Genomic DNA, 20310 nt, shown 5'->3' on the forward strand with positions numbered 1-20310 from the left:
CCGTATGATTCGCTCCGCACACCAGACGTCCGGCGACCGTGGACGGCTCATTCAGGTCCCTCGCGGGCTGGATCTGCCGATTGCCGGCGCCCCGGATCAATCGCGGATCGACGCCAAGCCCGCCGCCCGCGTCGCCCTGCTGGGCGACGACTACGTCGGGATGAAGCCGACGATGCTGGTCGCCGAGGGCGACCGCGTGAAGCGCGGCCAGCCGGTGTTCGAGGATAAGAAGACCGAGGGCGTCCTCTTCACTGCTCCGGCCTCCGGCACGGTCTCCGCGATCAACCGGGGAGCGAAGCGGAAGTTTCTGTCGCTGGTGATCGACGCCGAGGGCGACGAGGCGCAGGAGTTCACGGCCCACACCGGCGATCTGTCGACGCTGACGCGGGATCAGGTCCGCGACGGGCTGGTGCAGTCCGGGCTGTGGCCGGCGTTCCGGGCGCGGCCGTTCGGGAAGACGCCGCCGCCGCTCTCGGCGCCGCACAGTATCTTCGTCACCGCGATCGACACCAATCCGCTCGCCCCGGATCCGGTGATCGCCATCGGCGAGAAGGCGGACTTCTTCCGCTTCGGCCTCCAGTTGCTCCCGCATCTGACCGCCGGCCCGGTGTTCCTCTGCACCGCGCCCGGGGCGAACCTGCCGGGCGGGGATCTGCCGAAGATCGAAGTGCGCGAGTTCGCCGGCCCGCACCCCGCCGGGCTGGCCGGCACGCATATCCACGTGCTCGACCCGGTCCACCGCGGGAAGACGGTGTGGCACGTCGGCTATCAGGACGTGATCGCCTTCGGCGAGCTGTTCGTCACGGGGCGGGTCTCCGGCGAGCGGGTCGTGTCGCTGGCCGGTCCGCAGGTGAAAGAGCCCCGGCTGATTCGCACCACCGCCGGCGCCGACCTGGCGGCGCTGGCCGAGGGCGAGTTGAAGGCGGGCATCAATCGGGTGATTTCCGGCAGCGTGTTCGCCGGCCACACGGCGCTGGGTCTGCACGCCCGGGAGCATGTCGGGTTCCTGTCGCGGTACGCCAATCAGATCAGCGTGCTGCTGGAGGGGAACGAGCGGGAGTTCCTCGGCTGGCAGAAGCCCGGCTTCGACAAGTACAGCGTTCGGCGGATCTTCGCCTCCGCGGTCACGCCGGGGCGGAGCATGAACTTCACCACCTCCACCGGCGGTTCCCGGCGGGCGATGGTGCCGCTGGGGATGTACGAGCAGGTCATGCCGCTGGACATCGAGCCGACCTTCCTGCTGCGGGCTCTCGTCACCGACGACACTGAGAACGCCCAGTTGCTCGGGGCGCTGGAGTTGATCGAAGAGGACATCGCCCTGTGCACGTTCGTCTGCCCCGGCAAGACGGACTACGGCCCGATCCTGCGGGATCAGCTCGACACCATTGAGGAGGAGGGGTGATTTCGAGGCGGGCGGGGGAGGGCGGACGGCGGGAGGTCTCTCGCGATCTTGCCGCCGCCGCGATTCGCCCCGCCTGTCCGGCGTTCTCCGCGCCGCCGTCGCCCGTCCCTTTCGCCCTCCGCCTTCTGCCCTTCCGCTCTCCTCGATGAAGCTGCTCCGAAGCTCCCTGGATAAGTTCGCCCCCCTGTTTGAGAAGGGCGGCAAGCTGGAGAAGATGTACCCCGCCTACGAGGCGGCGGACACGTTCCTGTACACCCCGGGCGAGGTGACGGAGGGGCCCAGCCACGTCCGCGACGGCATGGACCTGAAGCGGATGATGACGCTGGTCATCGTCGCGCTGATCCCCGCCATTTTTATGGCGTGCTACAACACTGGCTACCAGGCGAACCGGGCGCTGACCGAGGTGCTCGCCGCGGACGCCGTCGAGAGTCGTCAGGCCTACGCCGTCGAGGCGGAGCGGACCCTCGACGCCCTCCCCGCCGGCACGCTGGCGGATCTGGGGGCCGAGGACTTCGCGGCGCTGTCCGCCGCGCCCCTCGTGCAGCAGCCGGCTGAAGAGATCGAGGCTGCCGCCGCCCCAATTCTGGCCGTCAAGACGGAGGAGTTGGAGGCCGCGATCCTTGGCGACGGCGAGCCGACCGCGGAGCAGGAGGCCGAACTGGAGACCGCGCTCGCCGCCCGGGCCGCCGTCGACAAGCTCGTGCAGGCCCGCGTGCTGGAAGTCCCGCACGTCGAGGGCTGGCGGGGCTGGGTGATGGAGGGCCTGGGGCTGGGGCCGGACCCGGACAGCTTCCTCGCCAACTTCCTGCACGGGCTGCTCTGGTTCCTGCCGTTGTATCTGGTCACGGTGGTCGTGGGCGGCACGGCGGAGGCCATCTTCAGCACGATCCGCGGGCACGAGATCAACGAGGGCTTCCTCGTCACCAGCATGCTGTTCCCGCTCACGCTGCCGGCGACGACCCCGCTGTGGCAGGCGGCGCTGGGCATCCTGTTCGGCGTGGTGATCGGCAAGGAAGTGTTCGGCGGGACCGGCAAGAACTTCCTCAACCCCGCGATGACCAGCCGGGCTTTCCTGTACTTCGCCTACCCGGCGCAGATCACGGGCGACAAGGTCTGGAACGCGGCCACCGGCACCAGCGAGGCGGCCTACGACGCCTACTCCAGCGCCACGACGCTCAACACGATGTCGACCATGCCGCGCGGCAGCAGCATGGCGGACCTGATCGCGGACAAGACGCACGTCGACTGGTGGGACGCGTTCCTCGGCTTCATTGAGGGCTCGATGGGCGAAACCAGCGCCCTGGCGGCGCTGATCGGCGCCGCGATCCTGATCGGCGTGGGCGTGGGTGCCTGGCGGATCATGGCCGGCTGCGTCGTCGGCCTGTTGGCCTTCGACACGCTGCTCTGGCTGATCGTCGGCGACGGGCTGGCCTGGCTGGGCATCCGCGAGGTCGCCGGGGTCGGCGACCCGACGGCGATGTATCCGATGTACAATATCCCGCCCTGGTATCACCTCGTCGTCGGCGGTTTCGCCTTCGGGGCGGTGTTCATGGCGACTGACCCGGTCAGCTCCACCTGGACCAAGGCCGGGCACTGGTGGTACGGCATCCTCGTCGGCGTGGTGACGGTGCTGATTCGCGTGGTGAACCCGGCGTACCCGGAGGGCATCATGCTGGCGGTGCTGTTCGGCAACGTGTTCGCCCCGCTGATCGACCACTTCGTCGTCCAGCGGAACATCAACCGCCGGCTGGCCCGGGCGAAGGCGACCACCGCCCGGCCGTCCGAGGATTACAACGTCCCGGCGCCCGCCCACGCCTAGGCGCGCCGTCCGCTGCGGGCTCCTCCCGGTCCCGCCCCGTCCCCGCTTCCTCACCTCCCGTCAAACGATCGCCCCGTGGCCTTCAAGCCGAAAAATAAAGACTCGCTGGCCAACGTGCTGACGGTCTCGGTGCTGCTCTGCCTGGTGTGCAGCGCGGTGGTCAGCGTGGCGGCGGTGTCGCTGCGGGACCTGCAGAACGAGAACGAGAAGCTCGCCAAGCAGCGGAACCGTCTGATCGCCGCCGGACTGATCGAGGTCGACGCCTCCAACGAGGCGGTCGACGAGGTTTACGCCGCCCGCATCCGCGAGCAGTGGATCGATCTGTCCGACGGGGAGCCGACCCTCGCCCCGGAGCCCGGCACGAAGGCCTTCGACTTCGAGGCCGCCGCCGACGACGAGGACTTCTCGGCGCCGATCCCCTCCGGCTACGGCGTGCCCGGCCGGCGGCCGAACGTGGCGCCGGTTTACCAGGTGCTCTCCGAAGACGGATCGACCGTCGAAAAGGTTGTGCTGCCGGTCTCTGGCAAGGGGCTGTGGAGCACGCTGCGGGCCTACCTCGCCCTGGACGTGAACTTCGACGAGGACGTTCCCCGGGATCGCTTCCCGATCGCCGGCGTGACCTTCTACGAGCAGGCCGAAACCGCCGGGCTGGGGGCGGAGGTGGAGAACCCGATCTGGCAGGAGGACTGGCAGGGCCAGTTCGCCTTCGACGAGGAATGGAGCCCGCAGTTTGAGGTCGCCAAGGTGCCCGCCGCCGAGGGGACCGACGCCGCCGCCTATCAGGTGGACGCGCTCGCCGGCGCCACGATCACCGGGAACGGCGTGGAGGCGATGGTGAACTACTGGCTCTCCGAGGACGCCTTCGGGGCCTACCTCCGCAAGGTCACGCCGGAGTTTCTGGAACTGAACCGCGTCGACCCCGCCACCGCCGAGCAGCAGCTCGAAGAAGAGGCCGAACGCACCGCGAGCTGATCGCTCCGGTCGCCCCGCCGCGTCTCCCCCGCCCGTCCGCCGCCCGCACCCCTCCCCGCCCGGCACCCTATGGCCGCCCCCAAACCGACCTCGGTCCTCTTCGACCCCGTTTTCAATAACAACCCGATCGGGTTGCAGATTCTGGGGATTTGCAGCGCGCTCGCGGTGACCAGCCAGCTCAAGCCCAGCATCGTGATGAGCCTGTGCGTGATCGCCGTCACCGCGTGCAGCGGAGCGGCGATCGCGTTGATCCGGGACTTCATACCCAGCTCGATCCGCATCATCGTGCAGATGACGGTGATCGCCTCGCTGGTGATCGTGGTCGACCAGATCCTGAAGGCGTTCGTCCCGGACGTCGCCCGGGAGCTGAGCGTGTTCGTCGGCCTCATCATCACCAACTGCATCGTGATGGGCCGGGCCGAGGGTTTCGCGATGAAGAACAGCGTGGGCCTGTCCTTCTTGGACGGTATCGGCAACGGGCTCGGCTACGGCCTGGTGCTCGTGCTGGTGGGCTTCTTCCGGGAACTGTTCGGCGCCGGCAGCCTGTTCGGCTATCAGGTGCTGCCGGACAGCTACAACGCCAACGGCCTGATGCTGTTGCCGCCGAGCGCGTTCTTCCTGATCGGGTTCTTTATCTGGATCGTCCGCACCTGGAAGCCGGAGCAGGTCGAGGAAGGGCACTGATCCCGCCCCGGGCGTTCGCCGCGCCCGAAAACCTCGTCCCCTGACCGCATCCCGCCGCACCCCGCTCCGCCGCCATGACTGAAGCCTACCTCGGACTGTTTCTTAAAAGCGTTTTCGTCGAGAACCTCGCGCTCGCCTTCTTCCTGGGCATGTGCACGTTCCTGGCGGTCTCCAAGAACGTCAAAACGGCGATCGGCCTGGGCATCGCGGTGATCGTGATTCAGTCGATCACCGTCCCGGCAAACAACCTGATCTTCCAGCACCTCCTCCGCCCCGGGGCGCTGGTCTGGCTGGACCAACTCGTCGGCTCCGCGGGGTCCACGGACCCGGACCAGTTTAAGTTCGCCTCGCTGGATCTCAGCTTCCTGGGCTTCATCAGCTATATCGGCGTGATCGCGGCGATGGTGCAGATCCTCGAGATGACCCTCGACCGCTACGTGCCGGCCCTTTACAACGCGCTGGGCATCTTCCTGCCGCTGATCACCGTGAACTGCGCCATCCTCGGCGGCAGCCTGTTCATGGTCGAACGGAAGTACGACTTCACCCAGAGCGTGATCTACGGCTTCGGCAGCGGCGTCGGCTGGGCGCTGGCGATCGTGGCCCTGGCCGGCATCCGCGAGAAACTGAAGTATTCCGACGTCCCCGACGGTTTGAAGGGGCTCGGCATCACGTTCATCACCGTCGGCCTGATGGCGCTCGCCTTCATGGGCCTGGGCGGCATTTAGTCGCGGACCGCGAGGTCGCAGTTCAGAGTCCCGCCGGACGGCGGTTCGTCGTACAAGCCACCGTTTTCCAAAGAGTCCGATGGACGCGTATTACCCGATCCTGCTCGGCATCACTTTCTTCACGATCATCGTGATGGGGCTGGTGACGGTCATCCTGCTGGCCCGCAAGCAGCTCGTCGCCAGCGGCGACGTGGAGATCAACGTCAACGATCAGAAGACCCTGCACGTGCCCGCCGGCGGCAAGCTGCTGGGGGCGTTGGCGAACAACGGCATCTTCGTGTCCAGCGCCTGCGGCGGCGGCGGCACCTGCGCCCAGTGCAAGGTGCGGGTGCTGGAGGGCGGCGGCGACCTGCTGCCCACCGAGGCCGGCCACATCAACAAGAAGCAGGCCCGCGAGGGCGAACGGCTCTCCTGCCAGGTCGCCGTCAAGCAGGACATGAAAATCGAGGTCCCGCCGGAGGTCTTCGAGACTAAGAAGTGGGAATGCACCGTCCGCAGCAACGAGAACGTCGCCACCTTCATTAAGGACCTCATCTTGGAGGTCCCCGAGGGCGAGCAGGTGAAGTTCAGGTCCGGCGGCTTTATCCAGATTGAAGTCCCGCCGCACGAGGTGAACTACAAGGACTTCGACGTCGAGGAACATTTCCGCGGCGACTGGGACAAGTTCGACCTGTGGCGGTACCGGTCCGTCGTCGAGGAGCCGGTGTTCCGGGCCTATTCGATGGCCAACTGGCCCGGCGAGGAAGGCATCATTCGCCTGAACGTCCGCATCGCCAGCCCGCCGCCGCGGGCGCCGGAGGGCACGCCGCCGGGGAAGGTGTCCAGCTACATCTTCAACCTGAAGCCGGGCGATAAGTGCACGATCTCCGGCCCCTACGGCGAGTTCTTCATCCGGGACACCAAGGCCGAGATGGTCTATATCGGCGGCGGCGCCGGCATGGCCCCGCTCCGCAGTCATATCTTCCAGCTGTTTAAGGGGCTGAAGACGGACCGCAAGGTCTCCTACTGGTACGGCGGTCGCAGCAAACGGGAGCTGTTTTATATTGACGAGTTCCGGCAGATCGAACGCGACTTCCCGAACTTCCAGTTCAATATCGCCCTGTCGGACCCGCTGCCCGAGGACAACTGGGACGGGTACAAGGGCTTCATCCACCAGGTGCTCCTCGATAACTACCTCAAGGACCACCCGGCGCCGGAAGATATTGAGTATTACATCTGCGGCCCGCCGATGATGTTGCAGGCCGTCTTGAAGACGTTGGACGACCTCGGCGTGGAGCCGGAGAACATCATGTTCGACGACTTCGGGGGATGACCGTTCTTCCCCGCGATAACGCCGAGGCCCCGCGGGGCCTCGGCGTTACGTTGTTCTTGGCCCTCGCGATTTGCGGCTGCGCCTCGGCATCCGCCCCCACCCCCGTTCGCTGGAGCGGGCAGACGATGGGCACGACCTACTCCGTCGCGGTGACGGCTCTGCCGGAGGGGGCGACGAAGGAGGCGCTGGCCGCCGCGGTGGAGGAGGAGCTCGCCGCGGTGAATCGGCAGATGTCGACCTGGGACCCGGACAGCGAGCTGAGCCGGTTCAACGCCTCCGCGTCGACCGACTGGTTCCCCGTCTCGCCGGAGACCGCGGCGGTGACGGCGCTGGCCTTGGAGATCGCGGCCGAAAGCGGCGGGGCGTTCGACCCGACCGTCGGTCCGCTGGTCGACCTCTGGGGCTTCGGCGACGACGCCCGTCCCAGCCGCGTGCCCTCGGACGAGGCACTGGACGCCGCCCGAGAGCTGGTCGGCTTCGACAAGCTGGAAGTCCGCCTCGACCCGCCGGCGTTGAAGAAGGCGTTGCCGGGGGTGCGGGTGAACCTGTCCGCGATCGCCAAGGGGCACGGCGTGGACCGCGTTGCGGAGCGGTTGGCGGCGGCCGGCGTGACAGACTCCCTTGTCGAGGTCGGCGGGGAAGTGCGGGCGGCGGGGACGAAGGCCGGCGGCGAGCCATGGACGGTAGGCGTCGAGAGGCCCATTCAGGACCCGACCGGGCACCGGCGGGCGGTACAGCGGGGGATTGCCTTGCACGGCGGCCCCGACGTTCGGGCGCTGGCGACCAGCGGGAACTACCGGAGTTTTTACGAACTGGACGGCGAGACGGTCGTGCACACGCTCGACCCCCGCACCGGGCGGCCGGTGTTGGTGGCGTCGGACGGGCCGAACCTCGACAGCGCCACCGTGCTCGCCGCCGACTGCGCCACGGCGGACGCCCTCGCCACCGCCGCAATGGTTCTCGGACCGGCCGACGGGCTGGCGCTGCTCGAACGTCGTGGGATTGCCGGACTGCTGATCGTGCGGGTGGGGGACCGGTTTGAAGAGGTTCCGACCGCCGCATTCCAACGTCAGTTCGGCGACAAATAGCTGCCGCCGCACAGGCGAATCTGCTCAGCGGCGAGGCGGGCGCCGCGTTCTCCCGGGCGGGGAACCGGGGGCGGTCCCGGCGGTTCGGCGGCGGATTGTCTGGGGGCGCGATCGACGGTCGGTTGGAGGATGGGGGACGCGCCTCACCCCATCGCTTGCGCCGTCATGTCCGCCTTCCGCCTGCGTCCAACCGTCGAACGCCGCGACGCCGAATCGATTCGCGAGGCTCTCGACGCCTGCGCCACGCCGTTGCCGTCCGTGTACGGGGCGACGGACGAGGCCGACGCGGCTCTCGAACCGTTGATGGACCGCATCGGTGACGCCTCCTTCATCCTGCTGGGCGAGGCGTCACACGGCACCAGCGAGTACTACCTCTGGCGGCGCCGGATCACGGAACGGCTGATCCGCGAGCGGGGCTTCGACTTCGTCGCCGTTGAGGGCGACTGGCCGGATTGCATGCGGGTGAATCGGTTCGTCCGGGACGAGATCGACGGCGCGCCGGAGGAGGTGTTGAAGACGTTTCGCCGCTGGCCGACCTGGATGTGGGCCAATGAGGAGATCGCCGGGCTGATGACGGCCCTGCGGGAGATCAACGCCGACCGGCCGAAGCGGCGACGGGTGGGCTTCTACGGGCTGGACGTCTACAGCCTGTGGGACTCGCTGGCCCGCATCCGCGAGTATCTGAAGGAGTACGCCCCGGAATCGCTGGGCACGGCCGAAGACGCCTTCGCCTGCTTCGGTTCGGAGTTCGGCGACGAACAGGGCTACGCCCGCCGGACCCGCTGGGTACCCGATTCCTGCGAGCAGGCGGTTCTCGATCTGCTCGCGAAGACCCGCGAGGCGACCCTGCGGGACGGGGAGCACGCCTTCGACGCCGTGCAGAACGCCCTCGCGGCCCGGCACGCGGAGGAGTACTACCGCACGATGACCAGCCCCGGCCCGGAGAGCTGGAACGTCCGCGACCGGCACATGACGGAGACCCTCGCCCGCCTGCTGGACCGCCATTCCGACCCCGCCCCCGGCGGCCGGCGTGCAAAGGCGATCGTCTGGGAGCACAACACCCACATCGGCGACGCCCGCGCCACGGACATGGCCAGAGCCGGGATGGTCAACGTCGGCCAGCTCTCCCGGGATCGCTTCGGGGCGGGCGACTGCGTGCTGGTCGGTTTCGGCTCCCGCCGGGGCTCGGTGATCGCCGGTCGCAAATGGGGCGGCCCGATGGAGCGGATGCCCCTGCCGGAGGCCCGGGAGGAGTCCTGGGAGGACCTGATGCACGAAGCCTTCGACGGCGAGGACCGCCTGCTGATCTTCCCGGACGACGACGAAACCGCCGCCCCGCTGCACGATCGCCGCGGGCACCGGGCCGTCGGCGTGGTCTACCGGCCGGAGTCGGAGCGGGGGAACTACGTCCCCTCCGACCTCGCCGCCCGCTACGACGCCTTCGTCTACGTCGACCGCACCCACGCCCTCCGCCCCCTGCACGAGGAACCCGTCGGCAAGCCGGATGACGTCCCGGAGACCTACCCCAGCGGCGTCTGAACCGTCCGCTCGGAAACCTGCCCGCGAGCGGTCGGCGAATGGAGCGAGCCCGCTAGACTGGCGGCAATGGAAGCCGCTCCCGTTCGCCCCTCCTACCGCCGCGTCTGGTCGACGTTTCTGCGGAACAGTCTCGTCCGCGAGATGACGTTCCGCGGGAACTTCCTGATCACGCTGCTGACCCGGGCCTTTTACTTCGCCGCCCAGGTCACGCTGTTCGAGATCATCTACGGCTCCGTCGATCAGGTGGGCGACTGGAACCGGGCGGAATACTTCGGCTTCATGGCGACCGGGCTGCTGGTGAACGCCCTGGTCGAGACGTTCTTCATGCCGAATCTCAGCGCGTTCAGCGAACTGATCCGCACCGGCAAGCTGGACTTCGCCCTGCTCAAACCGATCGACACGCAGTTCCTAGTATCGTTTGAGAAGGTCGAGGTCGCCCAGCTCGGCCAGGTGGCGCTGGCCCTCGGGCTGCTGGGCTATTCCATCGAATCGCTGGACCTCTGGAGCGAGCTGTTCCTCACCGCGCACGGTCTGGGGCGGGTGGCGCTGTACGCGCTGCTGGTCGGCTGCGCGACGGCCTTCTTCTACAGCCTGATGATCTGTCTGGCCGCGGCGAGCGTCTCGATGGGCCGCAACACCGGGCTGTACGACTTCTGGTTCTACGTGACCGTCTTCGCCCGCTACCCGCGGGACATTTACCAGACGGGCGGGCCGGCGGCGGCGCTGCTGTCGGCGGCGTTCACCTACGCCGTGCCGATCCTGCTGGTCATCACCACGCCGGCCCGGGTGGCGGTGAAGGGGGCGTTCGAATGGCCGTTCGTGCTCGGCAGCGTGCTGGCCGCAGTCGGCGGGCTGGTCGTCAGCCGCTGGGTCTTCCGCCGCAGCCTGCGGGGCTACCGCAGCGCCAGTAGCTGACGCGGGCCGCGAGCGGGCGGCCCTCGCGGTCGGCCAGCTTCTGAGACCTACTTCTGCGACGGCTGGTCGAAGAAGCTGTCGTGGTCGCCGTCGTTGTCGTCCGCGTCGTCGTCGAAGTCGGAGAAGGAATCTTCGTCCTCCGCGTCGAACTCGGCACTGCCGGCTTCGACGAACTCCGCGCTGTCGCCGAACGCGTCGTCGTCGTCGAACTCGTCGATGCCGGATTCCCCCTCGTCGTCGACGAGGATCTCGTTGGACGTCCCCGCGGCGGCGAGAATCGCGGAGGACTCCGCCGCGCCCAGTTCGTCGCTGCTGCCCTCGGCGACGTACACCTCGCCGCTCCCCCCCATCGGCAGCGGTCCCCCGACGGCCCGGGCCTGGGCCGGCTTCCCGCCGCGGAAGAAGATCACGATCGGCGCCAGCGTGACGATCACGCCGCAGATCAGGGCGACGATCAGCGACGCCGCCAGCGGGATCGAGGCGAAGATCTCGCCGGAGTGCTCGAGGATCGCCATCACGATAAACGTGGCGACCGCCGCCCCAGGGATCGCGGCGACCAGCGAACTCAGGGCGAAACTGCGGGAGGTCACGGAGCGGGCGGGGCGAGGGGAGCGGGGCGATGCGTTACGGCGCCGGCGACGGCCCCCCATTGTGCGACCGATGCAGGCGCCGGGGCAACGAGCCGCGCGCGAAGCGGCCAGTCGGGCCGAATCAACGCGCCGGTCGTGCCGGTCCGCCGACGAACGACGGCGTCCCCCGCCGACGCGGGGGGCCTACGCGGCGGAGGCGATCATCGCCCGCAGTCGGGCCTGATCGCGGTCCTTCTGCGTGCGGGCTTCCGGCGTGGCGGGCACCCGGGCGTTCACTTCGGTCAGCTCCGCCCGGGCGGCGGCGACGTCGATCTCCGCCGGGGGCATCGCCCGGTTCGTCAACACGGCGACGGTCCCGCCGTCCGCGGCGTCCCCGGGCTTCGAGGGCGAGACCTGCACGAACCCGCCGGCGACGAACCAGGTCTTCTCGCCGGACTCGCCGGCCAATCCCCGCACCGTCAGCGGGCCGTAACCGAGCCGCGCGACCATCGGCGCCCGCCCCGGCAGGATGCCGGCCATCCCGTCGGCGAGCGGCAACCGCAGCCCGTCCACCGCCGCGGTCAGCAGCGTCTTTTCCGGCGTGACGAGGGAGAGCGTGAGGGGCACGGGCGGGCGGTTCTGGAGGAAGTTGGGCTGGGAACGAGACGAGGGAGGGGGGAGGAGGGAGGGGGAGGGCGGACGACCGGGCGTTCCCCTCCCTCCTCGCTCCTCACCCCTCCCCAAGCGTCATCCCTCGTTCTTCTTGGCCTGGGCGGCGGCCTCGTCGATGCTGCCGACGTACATGAAGGCGCTCTCGGGCAGGTGGTCCCACTTGCCCTCGACGATCTCCTCGAAGCTGCGGAGCGTGTCGTCCAGCGAGGTGTAGTTGCCCGGCTTGCCGGTGAACACTTCCGCGACGAAGAACGGCTGGCTGAAGAACCGCTCGATCCGGCGGGCCCGGGCGACGGTCTGTTTGTCGTCTTCGGAGAGCTCGTCCACGCCGAGAATCGCGATAATGTCCTGCAATTCGCGGTAACGCTGGAGGAGCCGCTGCACCTCCGTGGCGACCTTGAAGTGCCGCTCGCCGACGACCTGCGGGTCGAGGATTCGGCTGTTGGAGGCCAGCGGGTCGATGGCGGGGTAGATGCCCTTCTCGGAAATCTTCCGGTCCAGATAGATGAAGGCGTCCAGGTGGGCGAACGCGGTCGCCGGCGCCGGGTCGGTCGGGTCGTCCGCGGGGACGTACACGGCCTGCACCGAGGTGATGGCGCCCTGCTTCGTGGAGACGATCCGCTCCTGTAACTGGCCCTGCTCCGTGCCCAGCGTCGGCTGGTAACCCACGGCGGACGGCATCCGGCCCAGTAGGGCGGACACTTCGCTGCCCGCCTGGCTGAACCGGAAGATGTTGTCCACGAAGAACAGGGTGTCCTTCCCGGTGGTGTCGCGGAACCACTCGGCCATCGTCAGGCCGGTCAGGGCGACGCGGAGGCGGGCGCCCGGCGGCTCGTTCATCTGACCGAACACCATGACGGTGTTGTCGATCACGTAGCCCTCGCCGGAGCCCATCGCGGTCTCCTGCATTTCGCGCCAGAGGTCGTTCCCCTCGCGGGTCCGCTCGCCGACGCCGGCGAACACGGAGTACCCGCCGAACTCCTTGGCGACGCGGGCGATCATCTCCTGGAGGATGACCGTCTTGCCCAGCCCGGCGCCGCCGAACAGGCCCGCTTTACCGCCGCGGACGAAGGGGATCAGCAGGTCGATGACCTTAATGCCTGTGACGAAGACTTCCGTCTTCGGGGAGAGCTGATCCAGCTTCGGCGGATCGCGGTGGATCGGCCAGCTTTCCTTGGCGTGGACCGGCCCGCGGCCGTCGATCGGCTCGCCGAGCAGGTTGAACACGCGGGAGAGCGTCTCGTTCCCGACGGGCACCGTCACGGGACCGCCGGTGTCCTGGACTTCCTGCCCGCGAATCATGCCGTCGGTGCCGCCCAGGGCGACGCAGCGGACGCGGTCGCCGCCGAGGTGCTGCTGAACCTCGCCGGTGACGTTCACCTCAATGCCGTGGTTCGTCGATTTGACGGTGCAGGCGTTGTAGATCTCCGGCAGCCGACCTTCGGGAAACTCCGCGTCGAAGGTGGAGCCGATGATCTGCGTGATACGGCCCGTCGCCGGGGCGTCGTGGGCGGACTGCGGAACTTCGGGAGCGGCGACGGACATGGCGGCAGAGCAGCAGGGTGGGGGCGTGCGGACGATAAACAGTGCGGCCGCGTTCGGCGACCGCGCGGACGGCGGGGCGGTTCGCTATTCCAGCGCCGCGGCGCCGCCGATGACTTCGGCGAGTTCGTTGGTGATCTGGGCCTGGCGGGCCCGATTATATTTCTGCGAGAGGTCGCCGATCATCTCGTCGGCGTTCTCCGTGGCGCCCTTCATGGCGACCATCCGAGCGATCTGCTCGCTGACGGCGCTGTCTAGGAAGCACTTAAACAGCCGGGCCTTGAACGCCGCGGGGACGATCTCGTCGAGAATGTCGTTCGGGTTCGGCAGAAACTCGTAGTTCACCTTCCGGCCGCCGGCCGACGGGGCGGCCTGCTGGCCGGCGGCGTCGGCCAGACCGGTGAGCGGCAGCAGCGTTTCGACGACCGGCTCCTGCCGGCCGCTGGAGACGTACTTCTGGTAGGCCACGTCCAGCCGGTCCAGGTTGCCGTTGAGGAACTCGCGAACGTAGCGGTCCGCGATGGCGTCCACGTCGGCGTAGGCCGGCTGGTCTTCGAACTGCGTGTACTTCTCCGCGGGCGTGACGCCCTGGAACTTCATATAGCTGATCCCGCGTTTGCCGGAGACTTCGATCTCCAGCCCCACGCCGGCCTGAGCGCGGACCTCGCGGATACGGCCCATCGCCTTCCGCAGCACGCCGGCGTTGAAGCCGCCGCACAGCCCGCGGTTGCTGGTCAGCACCAGCACGGTGACGTGGGCTTCGTTCTCCGGCTCTTTGAGCAGCGGATGCGAGATCTCCCCGCCGGCGGCCGCCAAGTCGGCGACCACTTCGCCGATTTTGCGGGTGTACGCCGCCGCCTCGGTGGCCCGGTCCTGGGCCTTTTTGAACCGGGCGGTGGCGATCAATTCCATCGTCCGCGTGATCTTGCGGATGTTCTTGACGGACTTGAGCCGCTTGACGATCGCGCGGGCGTTGGCCATGTCGGTTGGATTCGTAACTAACCCGAAGCGTCAGCGAGGGCTGCGTTCGGCGGTTCGATTCGTTCCCGCCGCGTTGCGGCGGGGCCCTCGCTGACGCTTCGGGTTGGTGGGGACGGGAAAGCGCTCGACGACTACGCCGCGGTCGCGGCGGGCTGGCGGTTGCTCGCCGGGGCGGCGGAGGCGGCCGTCGTGGCGGCGCTCTGACGGCCCATCCGGTCGCGTTCGAAGAACTCCTTCAGGGCGGCGTCCAGCGGGCCGGTCACCCCGTCGCCCCAGTTCAAGCCGCCGGACATCGAGGAGTAGACCTCGCTCTTCTCGTCCTTCATGAACCGGAGCAGTTCGCCTTCCACACGGGTCACGTCGCCGACGGGCACCTTGTCGAAGTAGCCCTTGGTGCCGGCGTAGATGCTGATCACCTGGTCCTCGACCGGGTACGGCTGGTACTGCTTCTGCTTGAGCAGTTCGACCATCCGGGCGCCGCGGTCCAGCTGGGACTGCGTCGCCTTGTCGAGGTCGGTGCCGATCTGAGCGAAGGCTTCCAGCGCCCGGAAGTTGGCGAGGTCCAGCTTCAAACCGCCGGAGACCTTCTTCATGGCCTTCGTCTGGGCGTTGCCGCCCACCCGGCTCACGGAAATACCCACGTTAATGGCGGGCCGCACGAAGGCGTAGAACAGGTCCGGCTCCAGATAGATCTGCCCGTCGGTGATCGAGATCACGTTCGTCGGGATATAGGCGGAGACCTCGCCCTCCAGCGTTTCGATGATCGGCAGGGCCGTCATGCTGCCGCCGCCGCGTTCGTCGGACAGCTTCGCCGCCCGTTCCAGCAGCCGGCTGTGGGCGAAGAACACGTCGCCCGGGTAGGCCTCGCGGCCCGGCGGGCGCCGCATCAGCAGCGAAAGCTGGCGGTAGGCCTGGGCCTGCTTGGACAGGTCGTCGTAGACGACCAGCGTCGGCTCGCCCTTGTACATGAAGTATTCGCACATCGCGGCCCCGGCGTAGGGAGCGATGTACTGCAGCGGCGCCGGGTCCGAGGCGCCGGCGACGACGACGGTGGTGTAGTCCAGCGCGCCGTGGGCCCGGAGCGTCTCCACGATGCCGGCGACGGCGCTGTCGCGCTGGCCGCAGGCGACGTAGACGCACTTCACGCCCTTGCCCTTCTGGTTGATGATCGTGTCCAGCGCGATGGCGGACTTGCCGGTCTTCCGGTCGCCGATGATCAGCTCGCGCTGGCCGCGGCCGATCGGCGTCATGGCGTCGATCGCCTTGATGCCGGTCTGCATCGGCTCGGTGACCGGCTGGCGGTCGACCACGCCGGGGGCGGGCGTCTCCAGCGGGCGGCGATCGCCGGTGACGATCGCGCCGCCGCCGTCGCGGGGATTGCCCAGCGGGTCGACGACGCGGCCCAGCAGGGCCTCGCCGACGGGCACGCTCAGCAGTTCGCCGGTCGTCTTGACGGTCTCGCCTTCCTCAACCGACAGATAGTCGCCGAGGATGATGATGCCGACGCTGTGCTCTTCGAGGTTGAAGACCAGGCCGGTCACGCCGGAGGCGAACTCGACCATTTCGCCGGCCATGGCGCCGGCGAGGCCGTGACAACGGGCGATGCCGTCGCCGACTTCCAGCACGCGGCCGACCTCGGCGGTCTCGACCGCCCCGGAAAAGTCCTCAATCTCCTTCCGAATGACGGAGGCGATCTCGTCCGCTTTGAATTTCATGGGTCGCTTTGGCTTTGAGACGCCCGCGGAGCTGCCGCAACCGGGCCTTGAGGGAGGAATCGTAGACGGTGTCGCCCACGCGGATCACCATGCCGCCGAGGATCGCCGGGTCCACTTCCGGGATCACGACCGGCGTGTAGCTCGTCGCCGCGGCCAGGGCGGACTCGACCCCCGCCAGGTCTTCGGCGGAGAGCGGCCGGGCGGTGGTGACGATCACCCGTTGCTTGCCGAGCTCCGCCTCCCGGGCGACGTGGGCTTCGCCGAGGATCTGGGGGAGCAGTTCCAACCGTCCGTGCCGCGCCAGCACCCGCAGGAAGTTGGCGAACGTCTGCGAGGCCCGCGGGACGACGACGCGTTCGATCAGGCCGAGCTTCTCGTCCGTGCTGGTCGAGGCGCCGAGCAGCATCCGCTCGAACTCCGGGTTCGGCGTCAGCACGTCGTCCTGGAAGCTGGTGAACTCCTCCAGCACGCCGTCCACGCCCTCTTCGGAGGCCGGGGCGCCGCTGGCCCGCAGGAAGGCGTCCGCGTAGGTGCGGGCGATGGCCGTGGAGGACGGGTCCTCCATCACGCTGTGGGTGCGGGCGGCCTGCGCCAGTTCTGCGGTCGTGTCGTCGATCACGGGGGCGGAGTTCGTCAGGCGTCCCGAACGGCTGGGGGAAGGGGGAGAACTAGGCGCGAGAGCCGCGGAAGCCGGCGATCGACTGGTCGATCAGCCGCTTCTGGGTCTCGTCCGTCAGGTTGTCCCGGCCGAGCACCTGCTCCGTGGCGGCGGCGAGTTGATCGTTGAAGCCGGCGAACAGTTCCGCCAGCGCCTGATCCTTGGCCTGCTCGATGTCGTGCAGGGCCCGCTCCCGCTCCGTCCTCGCGGCGGCCTGAGCCTCGGCGAGGATGTTCGCCTTGGCGACCTCCGCGTCGCGGCGGGCCTCGGCGAGGATCTCCTTGACCTGATCCTGAGCCTTCGCCATCTCGGCGGAGTGCTGCGACATCAGCCGCTCGCTCTCCACCCGATGCTTCTCCGCGGCGGCCAGGTCGTTCCGAATCCGCTCCTCCCGCCGGTCCAGACCCGCGGCCGCCGGCTTCCAGGCCATGGCGGACAGCACGCCCACGAACAGCAGGAAGACGATCCCGCTCCAGAGGGCGAGGTCCGCCCGCGGCTCGACCGGCAGCCCTTCCGGGTGGGCCGCATGGTCGTCGCCGGCGTGCACCACTTCCCCCTCCATGTTCTCCGCTTCAAAACGCTCCGCCTCGGCAAGCACGTCCTGCGCCAGCAGGGGGCTGGCGCAGAGGGCGAGGGCGAGGCAGGCGGAGAGGCGAACGGCCATCGAGGGAGGCGGTGCGGGACGATGCGAGGGGAACGGGACGGACGCGGCCGGCGCGAGCCGGCCGCGGCGTCAAACGATCAGGCAGAACACCAGGCCGATGATCGTGGCGCCTTCGATCAGCACCGCGGCGATGATCATCGCGGTCTGGATCTGGCCGGCGACGTCCGGCTGACGGGCCATCGCGCCGGTGGCGGCGAAGCCGATCAGGCCGATGCCGATGCCGCCGCCGATCACCGCCAGGCCGATGCCGACGGCGGGGAGCTGCACGCGGGTGGCGCCGGCGACTTCGGCGGCTTCCTCCGCGGTCGCCGCCTCGTACACCACCGGGCCCGGGACCACTTGGGCCGGGGCGGCGGCCGGGGCGGCGACGAACGCGAACGCGGCCAGGGCGAAGGCCTTGAGGAGGGTGGCGGGCCGGATGGTCCGAAGCACGGCGGGGGTCTCGTCGGGGGAGAGGCCCGGACGAACCGGGCGGGGTAAGGTGAGCGATGGCCCGCCGACTTCGTCTCCCGGGGTAGGGGGACGGAGAACCCGGGCGGGGCGGGAAAGGTGCGGGGGACGGGGTCGGATTGCAACCGACCCCGCTGCGGTTCTTCGCCCCTCCGACTGATTCGGGGAGGGGCCGCGCGTTAGTGCGGGTGGACCGCCCCCGCGATGAACAGGGTGGCCAGGAAGGCGAACACATAAGCCTGCATGAACGCCACGAACAGCTCCAGCAGGCCCACGAAAACCTGCCCCAGCAGGCTGCCGCCGATGATGGTGTAACCGAGCAGCGAGGAGCCTTCCTCCGGCCAGACGAAGTCGGAGAACGCCACCCCGATGAAGCCCAGCATCAGGCCCAGCACCACGTGCCCGGCCATCAGGTTGGCGAACAACCGGACCGCCAACACGCAGTGCTTAATGAGCAGCCCCATCGCCTCGATGAGCCAGATCATCGGGAACAGGATCGGCTTCAGCGCCGACGGCACGTCCATGCCGGGGATCAGGCTTTTCAGGTAGCCGACCGGGCCGTTCTGCTTGATGCCGCAGTACAGCACGGAGGCGAACACCACCAGCGCCAGCACGGCGGTGACGTTGATGTTGCCCGACGGCGTACCGAGCCAGGGGATGGACCCCAGCAGGTTGCAGAACAGGATGTAGATGAATAGCGACCAGATCAGCGGCAGGAACTTGTCCGCCGGGTGCCCGGCCGCGGGGCCGGGGGTGACGCTGGTGCCGGCGGTGTCGAGGTCGAAATTCGCCTCTTTGAGCGGGTCGGCGCTGCCGGGGTTGTAGTGGCCCTCGGCATGCTGCCCCATGTCCGTGCTGTGATCGTTGGCGTCGCCCCCGTGGCCGTGCGCGTCGTGATCGCCGATCGTCGGCCGCACCACTTCGTCGCGGATGAAGACGAGCACCGTCTCCCAGAAGTTCCAGAACCGCCCGCGGATCGGGTCGCCGTTCCGAATCTTGATCGCCAGCGGGATGAAGATCAGCGCCGCCAGCGTCGCGGCGACGACCTGGAGGACCATGAACTTCGTCAACTGGAAGCCCATCACGCTCTCCCCGGCGGGGAGCGTGTCGTTGAGCTTCATCAGGATCTTCTCCGGCGACGGCAGCCAGTCGAGTTCCGGCAGGTGGAGCTTGTTCTGTTCGCCTTGGTCGGTCAGGCCCGGCAGTTCGAAGTAGGTCGCGTCCCGGACGTGGTGGAACGGATCGGCGGAGTGGTCGCCGTGCTCCGCCCCGTGCTCGGATCCATGCCCGTCGCCGTGGTCGGCGTGCTCGCCGAGCGCCTGTGCGGCGGCGACGGTCTCCGGTTCGGCGGGGTCGGCGACCGCGAGGGCGGCGAGAATGAGGGCGACGGCGGCCATCCGCGGGGCGGGTGAGAGCTGAGATTCGGGCGGGCGGGGCCGGGACGGTACTGGCGAGCCGCCCGCGACGCCAACGACCTGACGGTCGTACCCCGCCGTTACGTTACCAGGTCCGCCGCGGGGGCCGCAGAATCATCAATCCCTCCGCCGAGAACCCCGCCAGCAAGCCAGCCAGTCCGATCAGCAACGCCGTGCGCACGTTCGCGGCGTTCTGCCACAGCACCGCCGCGGGAAACGCCACGGCCACGAACAGTCGCAATCCGAATCCGACGACGACTGCGATCAGCACGGCGAAATTCGTGCGTAGCCAGTACCCGCACGTCAACGCGGCGGCCCCCGGCGGACCGCATACGAACGCGGCCGGGATCACGCCGACCATCGTCACTTCGTCACGAGCCCACCATGGGGCGGTGAACTCGGCCGTCGCGAGCGCTCCGGCGACCGCTGCTCCGTGCAGCCACTGGGCGAGGGCAAACTTCGCCCAGCGCGATTCGAGAATGCCGCCTGCCGTCATCGCCGCGGCCCGCGCATCCCGCCGCTGGGGCCCTGGCCTGCGCTCGCTTTATTCGCGGCGGCGATCAGTTGGCTGACCCCCAGCCAGAAGCCGACTGCCGTAAACGCCAGCGTGCCCCAGGGGAACCAGCCGGTGAGGTAGTCCACGCCGTACCCGATCAGCGGGGCGCCGGCCATTTCCATGGCGATCGTCGTGCCGACGCTCGCCCACTGGACGCCCTTGGAGATTGAGGAGCGATCGTCCCGGGCCTGCCGCGGCCCGGCGGCTGGTCCGTGGCCCGAGGCGTCGTCGGTCTGACGCGGGGGGGGCGGATCGGGCGGTGCGGCGGTCACAGGGGCAGCGTGCGGCGACGGCGCCGCTCCGTCAACCTGTCGGTCGATCAGTGGGTTCCAATGTTTGTAACGTGTTAATATGCAGCGGCTTACGTCGTTCTGTCGTCCGTCCGTGCCTCGGCGGGCTTGCGGGGTGGGGGATCGTCCCGTAATGTGTCACCCGATCGGCACGCAGGTTCGTCTCGCAGTCGCAACGGCGACACGGCAGGCGGACAGCGTTGTGTTGTCGATCTGATGTCGGGCGGGACGCCCGTCGAGTCTGCGGCTTGACGCATTGTCGGGCCCCGGCCGGGACGGCCGCCATGCGATTCCGGGCGGTCGCACCGTGACGCGATCGGACCCCGGCGTGCAGGACCCGTC

20 protein-coding genes are annotated in these 20310 nt (G+C 68.7%); 9 read left to right on the forward strand and 11 right to left on the reverse strand.

What is annotated here, in order from left to right; all coding sequences use genetic code 11:
• The first annotated feature begins 4 nt into the window (after nt 1–4).
• The 9 genes from CA12_RS13860 to CA12_RS13900 all read left to right on the forward strand — a co-directional run bounded on the left by CA12_RS13860 (nt 5) and on the right by CA12_RS13900 (nt 10456).
• The gene (locus CA12_RS13860) at nt 5–1402 is read left to right on the forward strand and encodes a Na(+)-translocating NADH-quinone reductase subunit A (protein ID WP_145359644.1); all 1398 of its coding nucleotides are present in this window, start codon (nt 5–7) and stop codon (nt 1400–1402) included.
• Between the two features lie 145 nt (nt 1403–1547).
• The gene (locus CA12_RS13865; protein WP_145359645.1) at nt 1548–3221 is read left to right on the forward strand and encodes an NADH:ubiquinone reductase (Na(+)-transporting) subunit B; all 1674 of its coding nucleotides are present in this window, start codon (nt 1548–1550) and stop codon (nt 3219–3221) included.
• 75 nt (nt 3222–3296) lie between these two features.
• On the forward strand, nt 3297–4193 hold the full coding sequence (gene nqrC / locus CA12_RS13870; protein ID WP_165700761.1) for an NADH:ubiquinone reductase (Na(+)-transporting) subunit C: 897 nt from the start codon (nt 3297–3299) through the stop codon (nt 4191–4193).
• A gap of 69 nt (nt 4194–4262) precedes the next feature.
• On the forward strand, nt 4263–4877 hold the full coding sequence (locus CA12_RS13875) for an NADH:ubiquinone reductase (Na(+)-transporting) subunit D (protein ID WP_145359647.1): 615 nt from the start codon (nt 4263–4265) through the stop codon (nt 4875–4877).
• 74 nt (nt 4878–4951) lie between these two features.
• The gene (gene nqrE / locus CA12_RS13880) at nt 4952–5602 is read left to right on the forward strand and encodes an NADH:ubiquinone reductase (Na(+)-transporting) subunit E (RefSeq protein ID WP_145359648.1); all 651 of its coding nucleotides are present in this window, start codon (nt 4952–4954) and stop codon (nt 5600–5602) included.
• Nucleotides 5603–5681: 79 nt separating this feature from the next.
• Nucleotides 5682–6914 carry an NADH:ubiquinone reductase (Na(+)-transporting) subunit F gene (gene nqrF / locus CA12_RS13885; protein ID WP_145359649.1) on the forward strand — a complete coding sequence of 411 codons (1233 nt, stop codon included), beginning with the start codon at nt 5682–5684 and terminating at the stop codon, nt 6912–6914.
• Nucleotides 6911–8002: an FAD:protein FMN transferase gene (locus CA12_RS13890; protein WP_145359650.1), complete on the forward strand. Its 1092-nt coding sequence runs from the start codon at nt 6911–6913 to the stop codon at nt 8000–8002. Before nqrF ends, CA12_RS13890 begins: the two co-directional genes overlap by 4 nt.
• 165 nt (nt 8003–8167) lie before the next feature.
• Entirely contained in the window at nt 8168–9541 is a 1374-nt protein-coding gene (locus CA12_RS13895; RefSeq protein ID WP_145359651.1) for an erythromycin esterase family protein, read from the forward strand.
• Nucleotides 9542–9607: 66 nt separating this feature from the next.
• On the forward strand, nt 9608–10456 hold the full coding sequence (locus CA12_RS13900) for an ABC transporter permease (RefSeq protein ID WP_145359652.1): 849 nt from the start codon (nt 9608–9610) through the stop codon (nt 10454–10456).
• 47 nt (nt 10457–10503) lie between these two features.
• Here the strand turns inward: CA12_RS13900 and CA12_RS13905 are convergent, their stop codons facing one another.
• The 11 genes from CA12_RS13905 to CA12_RS13955 all read right to left on the reverse strand — a co-directional run bounded on the left by CA12_RS13905 (nt 10504) and on the right by CA12_RS13955 (nt 19950).
• Nucleotides 10504–11046 carry a hypothetical protein gene (locus CA12_RS13905; protein WP_145359653.1) on the reverse strand — a complete coding sequence of 181 codons (543 nt, stop codon included), beginning with the start codon at nt 11044–11046 and terminating at the stop codon, nt 10504–10506.
• 183 nt (nt 11047–11229) lie between these two features.
• Nucleotides 11230–11652, reverse strand: a complete 423-nt coding sequence (locus CA12_RS13910) for a FoF1 ATP synthase subunit delta/epsilon (protein ID WP_165700762.1) — start codon at nt 11650–11652, stop codon at nt 11230–11232.
• Nucleotides 11653–11772: 120 nt separating this feature from the next.
• Nucleotides 11773–13242, reverse strand: coding sequence for a F0F1 ATP synthase subunit beta (gene atpD / locus CA12_RS13915; protein WP_145359655.1), 1470 nt, complete (start codon nt 13240–13242; stop codon nt 11773–11775).
• An 84-nt stretch (nt 13243–13326) separates the two neighbouring features.
• Nucleotides 13327–14220 (reverse strand): ATP synthase F1 subunit gamma, encoded by an 894-nt coding sequence (gene atpG, locus CA12_RS13920; RefSeq protein WP_145359656.1) that lies wholly within the window; start codon nt 14218–14220, stop codon nt 13327–13329.
• Between the two features lie 131 nt (nt 14221–14351).
• Nucleotides 14352–15935 (reverse strand): F0F1 ATP synthase subunit alpha, encoded by a 1584-nt coding sequence (gene atpA / locus CA12_RS13925; protein WP_145359657.1) that lies wholly within the window; start codon nt 15933–15935, stop codon nt 14352–14354.
• Nucleotides 15886–16554 (reverse strand): ATP synthase F1 subunit delta, encoded by a 669-nt coding sequence (gene atpH, locus CA12_RS13930; RefSeq protein ID WP_145359658.1) that lies wholly within the window; start codon nt 16552–16554, stop codon nt 15886–15888. The genes atpA and atpH overlap by 50 nt, the downstream gene beginning before the upstream one ends.
• A 49-nt stretch (nt 16555–16603) precedes the next feature.
• Nucleotides 16604–17257, reverse strand: a complete 654-nt coding sequence (locus CA12_RS13935) for an ATP synthase F0 subunit B (RefSeq protein ID WP_145359659.1) — start codon at nt 17255–17257, stop codon at nt 16604–16606.
• Between the two features lie 69 nt (nt 17258–17326).
• Nucleotides 17327–17689, reverse strand: coding sequence for an ATP synthase F0 subunit C (locus CA12_RS22835; RefSeq protein ID WP_242687915.1), 363 nt, complete (start codon nt 17687–17689; stop codon nt 17327–17329).
• Nucleotides 17690–17886: 197 nt separating this feature from the next.
• The gene (gene atpB / locus CA12_RS13945; RefSeq protein WP_145359660.1) at nt 17887–19104 is read right to left on the reverse strand and encodes a F0F1 ATP synthase subunit A; all 1218 of its coding nucleotides are present in this window, start codon (nt 19102–19104) and stop codon (nt 17887–17889) included.
• Between the two features lie 103 nt (nt 19105–19207).
• On the reverse strand, nt 19208–19618 hold the full coding sequence (locus tag CA12_RS13950) for a hypothetical protein (RefSeq protein WP_145359661.1): 411 nt from the start codon (nt 19616–19618) through the stop codon (nt 19208–19210).
• A complete protein-coding gene (locus CA12_RS13955) occupies nt 19615–19950 on the reverse strand; it encodes an AtpZ/AtpI family protein (protein WP_145359662.1) in 336 nt (111 codons plus the stop codon). Before CA12_RS13955 ends, CA12_RS13950 begins: the two co-directional genes overlap by 4 nt.
• Between the last annotated feature and the right edge of the window lie 360 nt (nt 19951–20310).

It is taken from the genome of Alienimonas californiensis (assembly GCF_007743815.1).
Lineage (GTDB): Bacteria > Planctomycetota > Planctomycetia > Planctomycetales > Planctomycetaceae > Alienimonas > Alienimonas californiensis.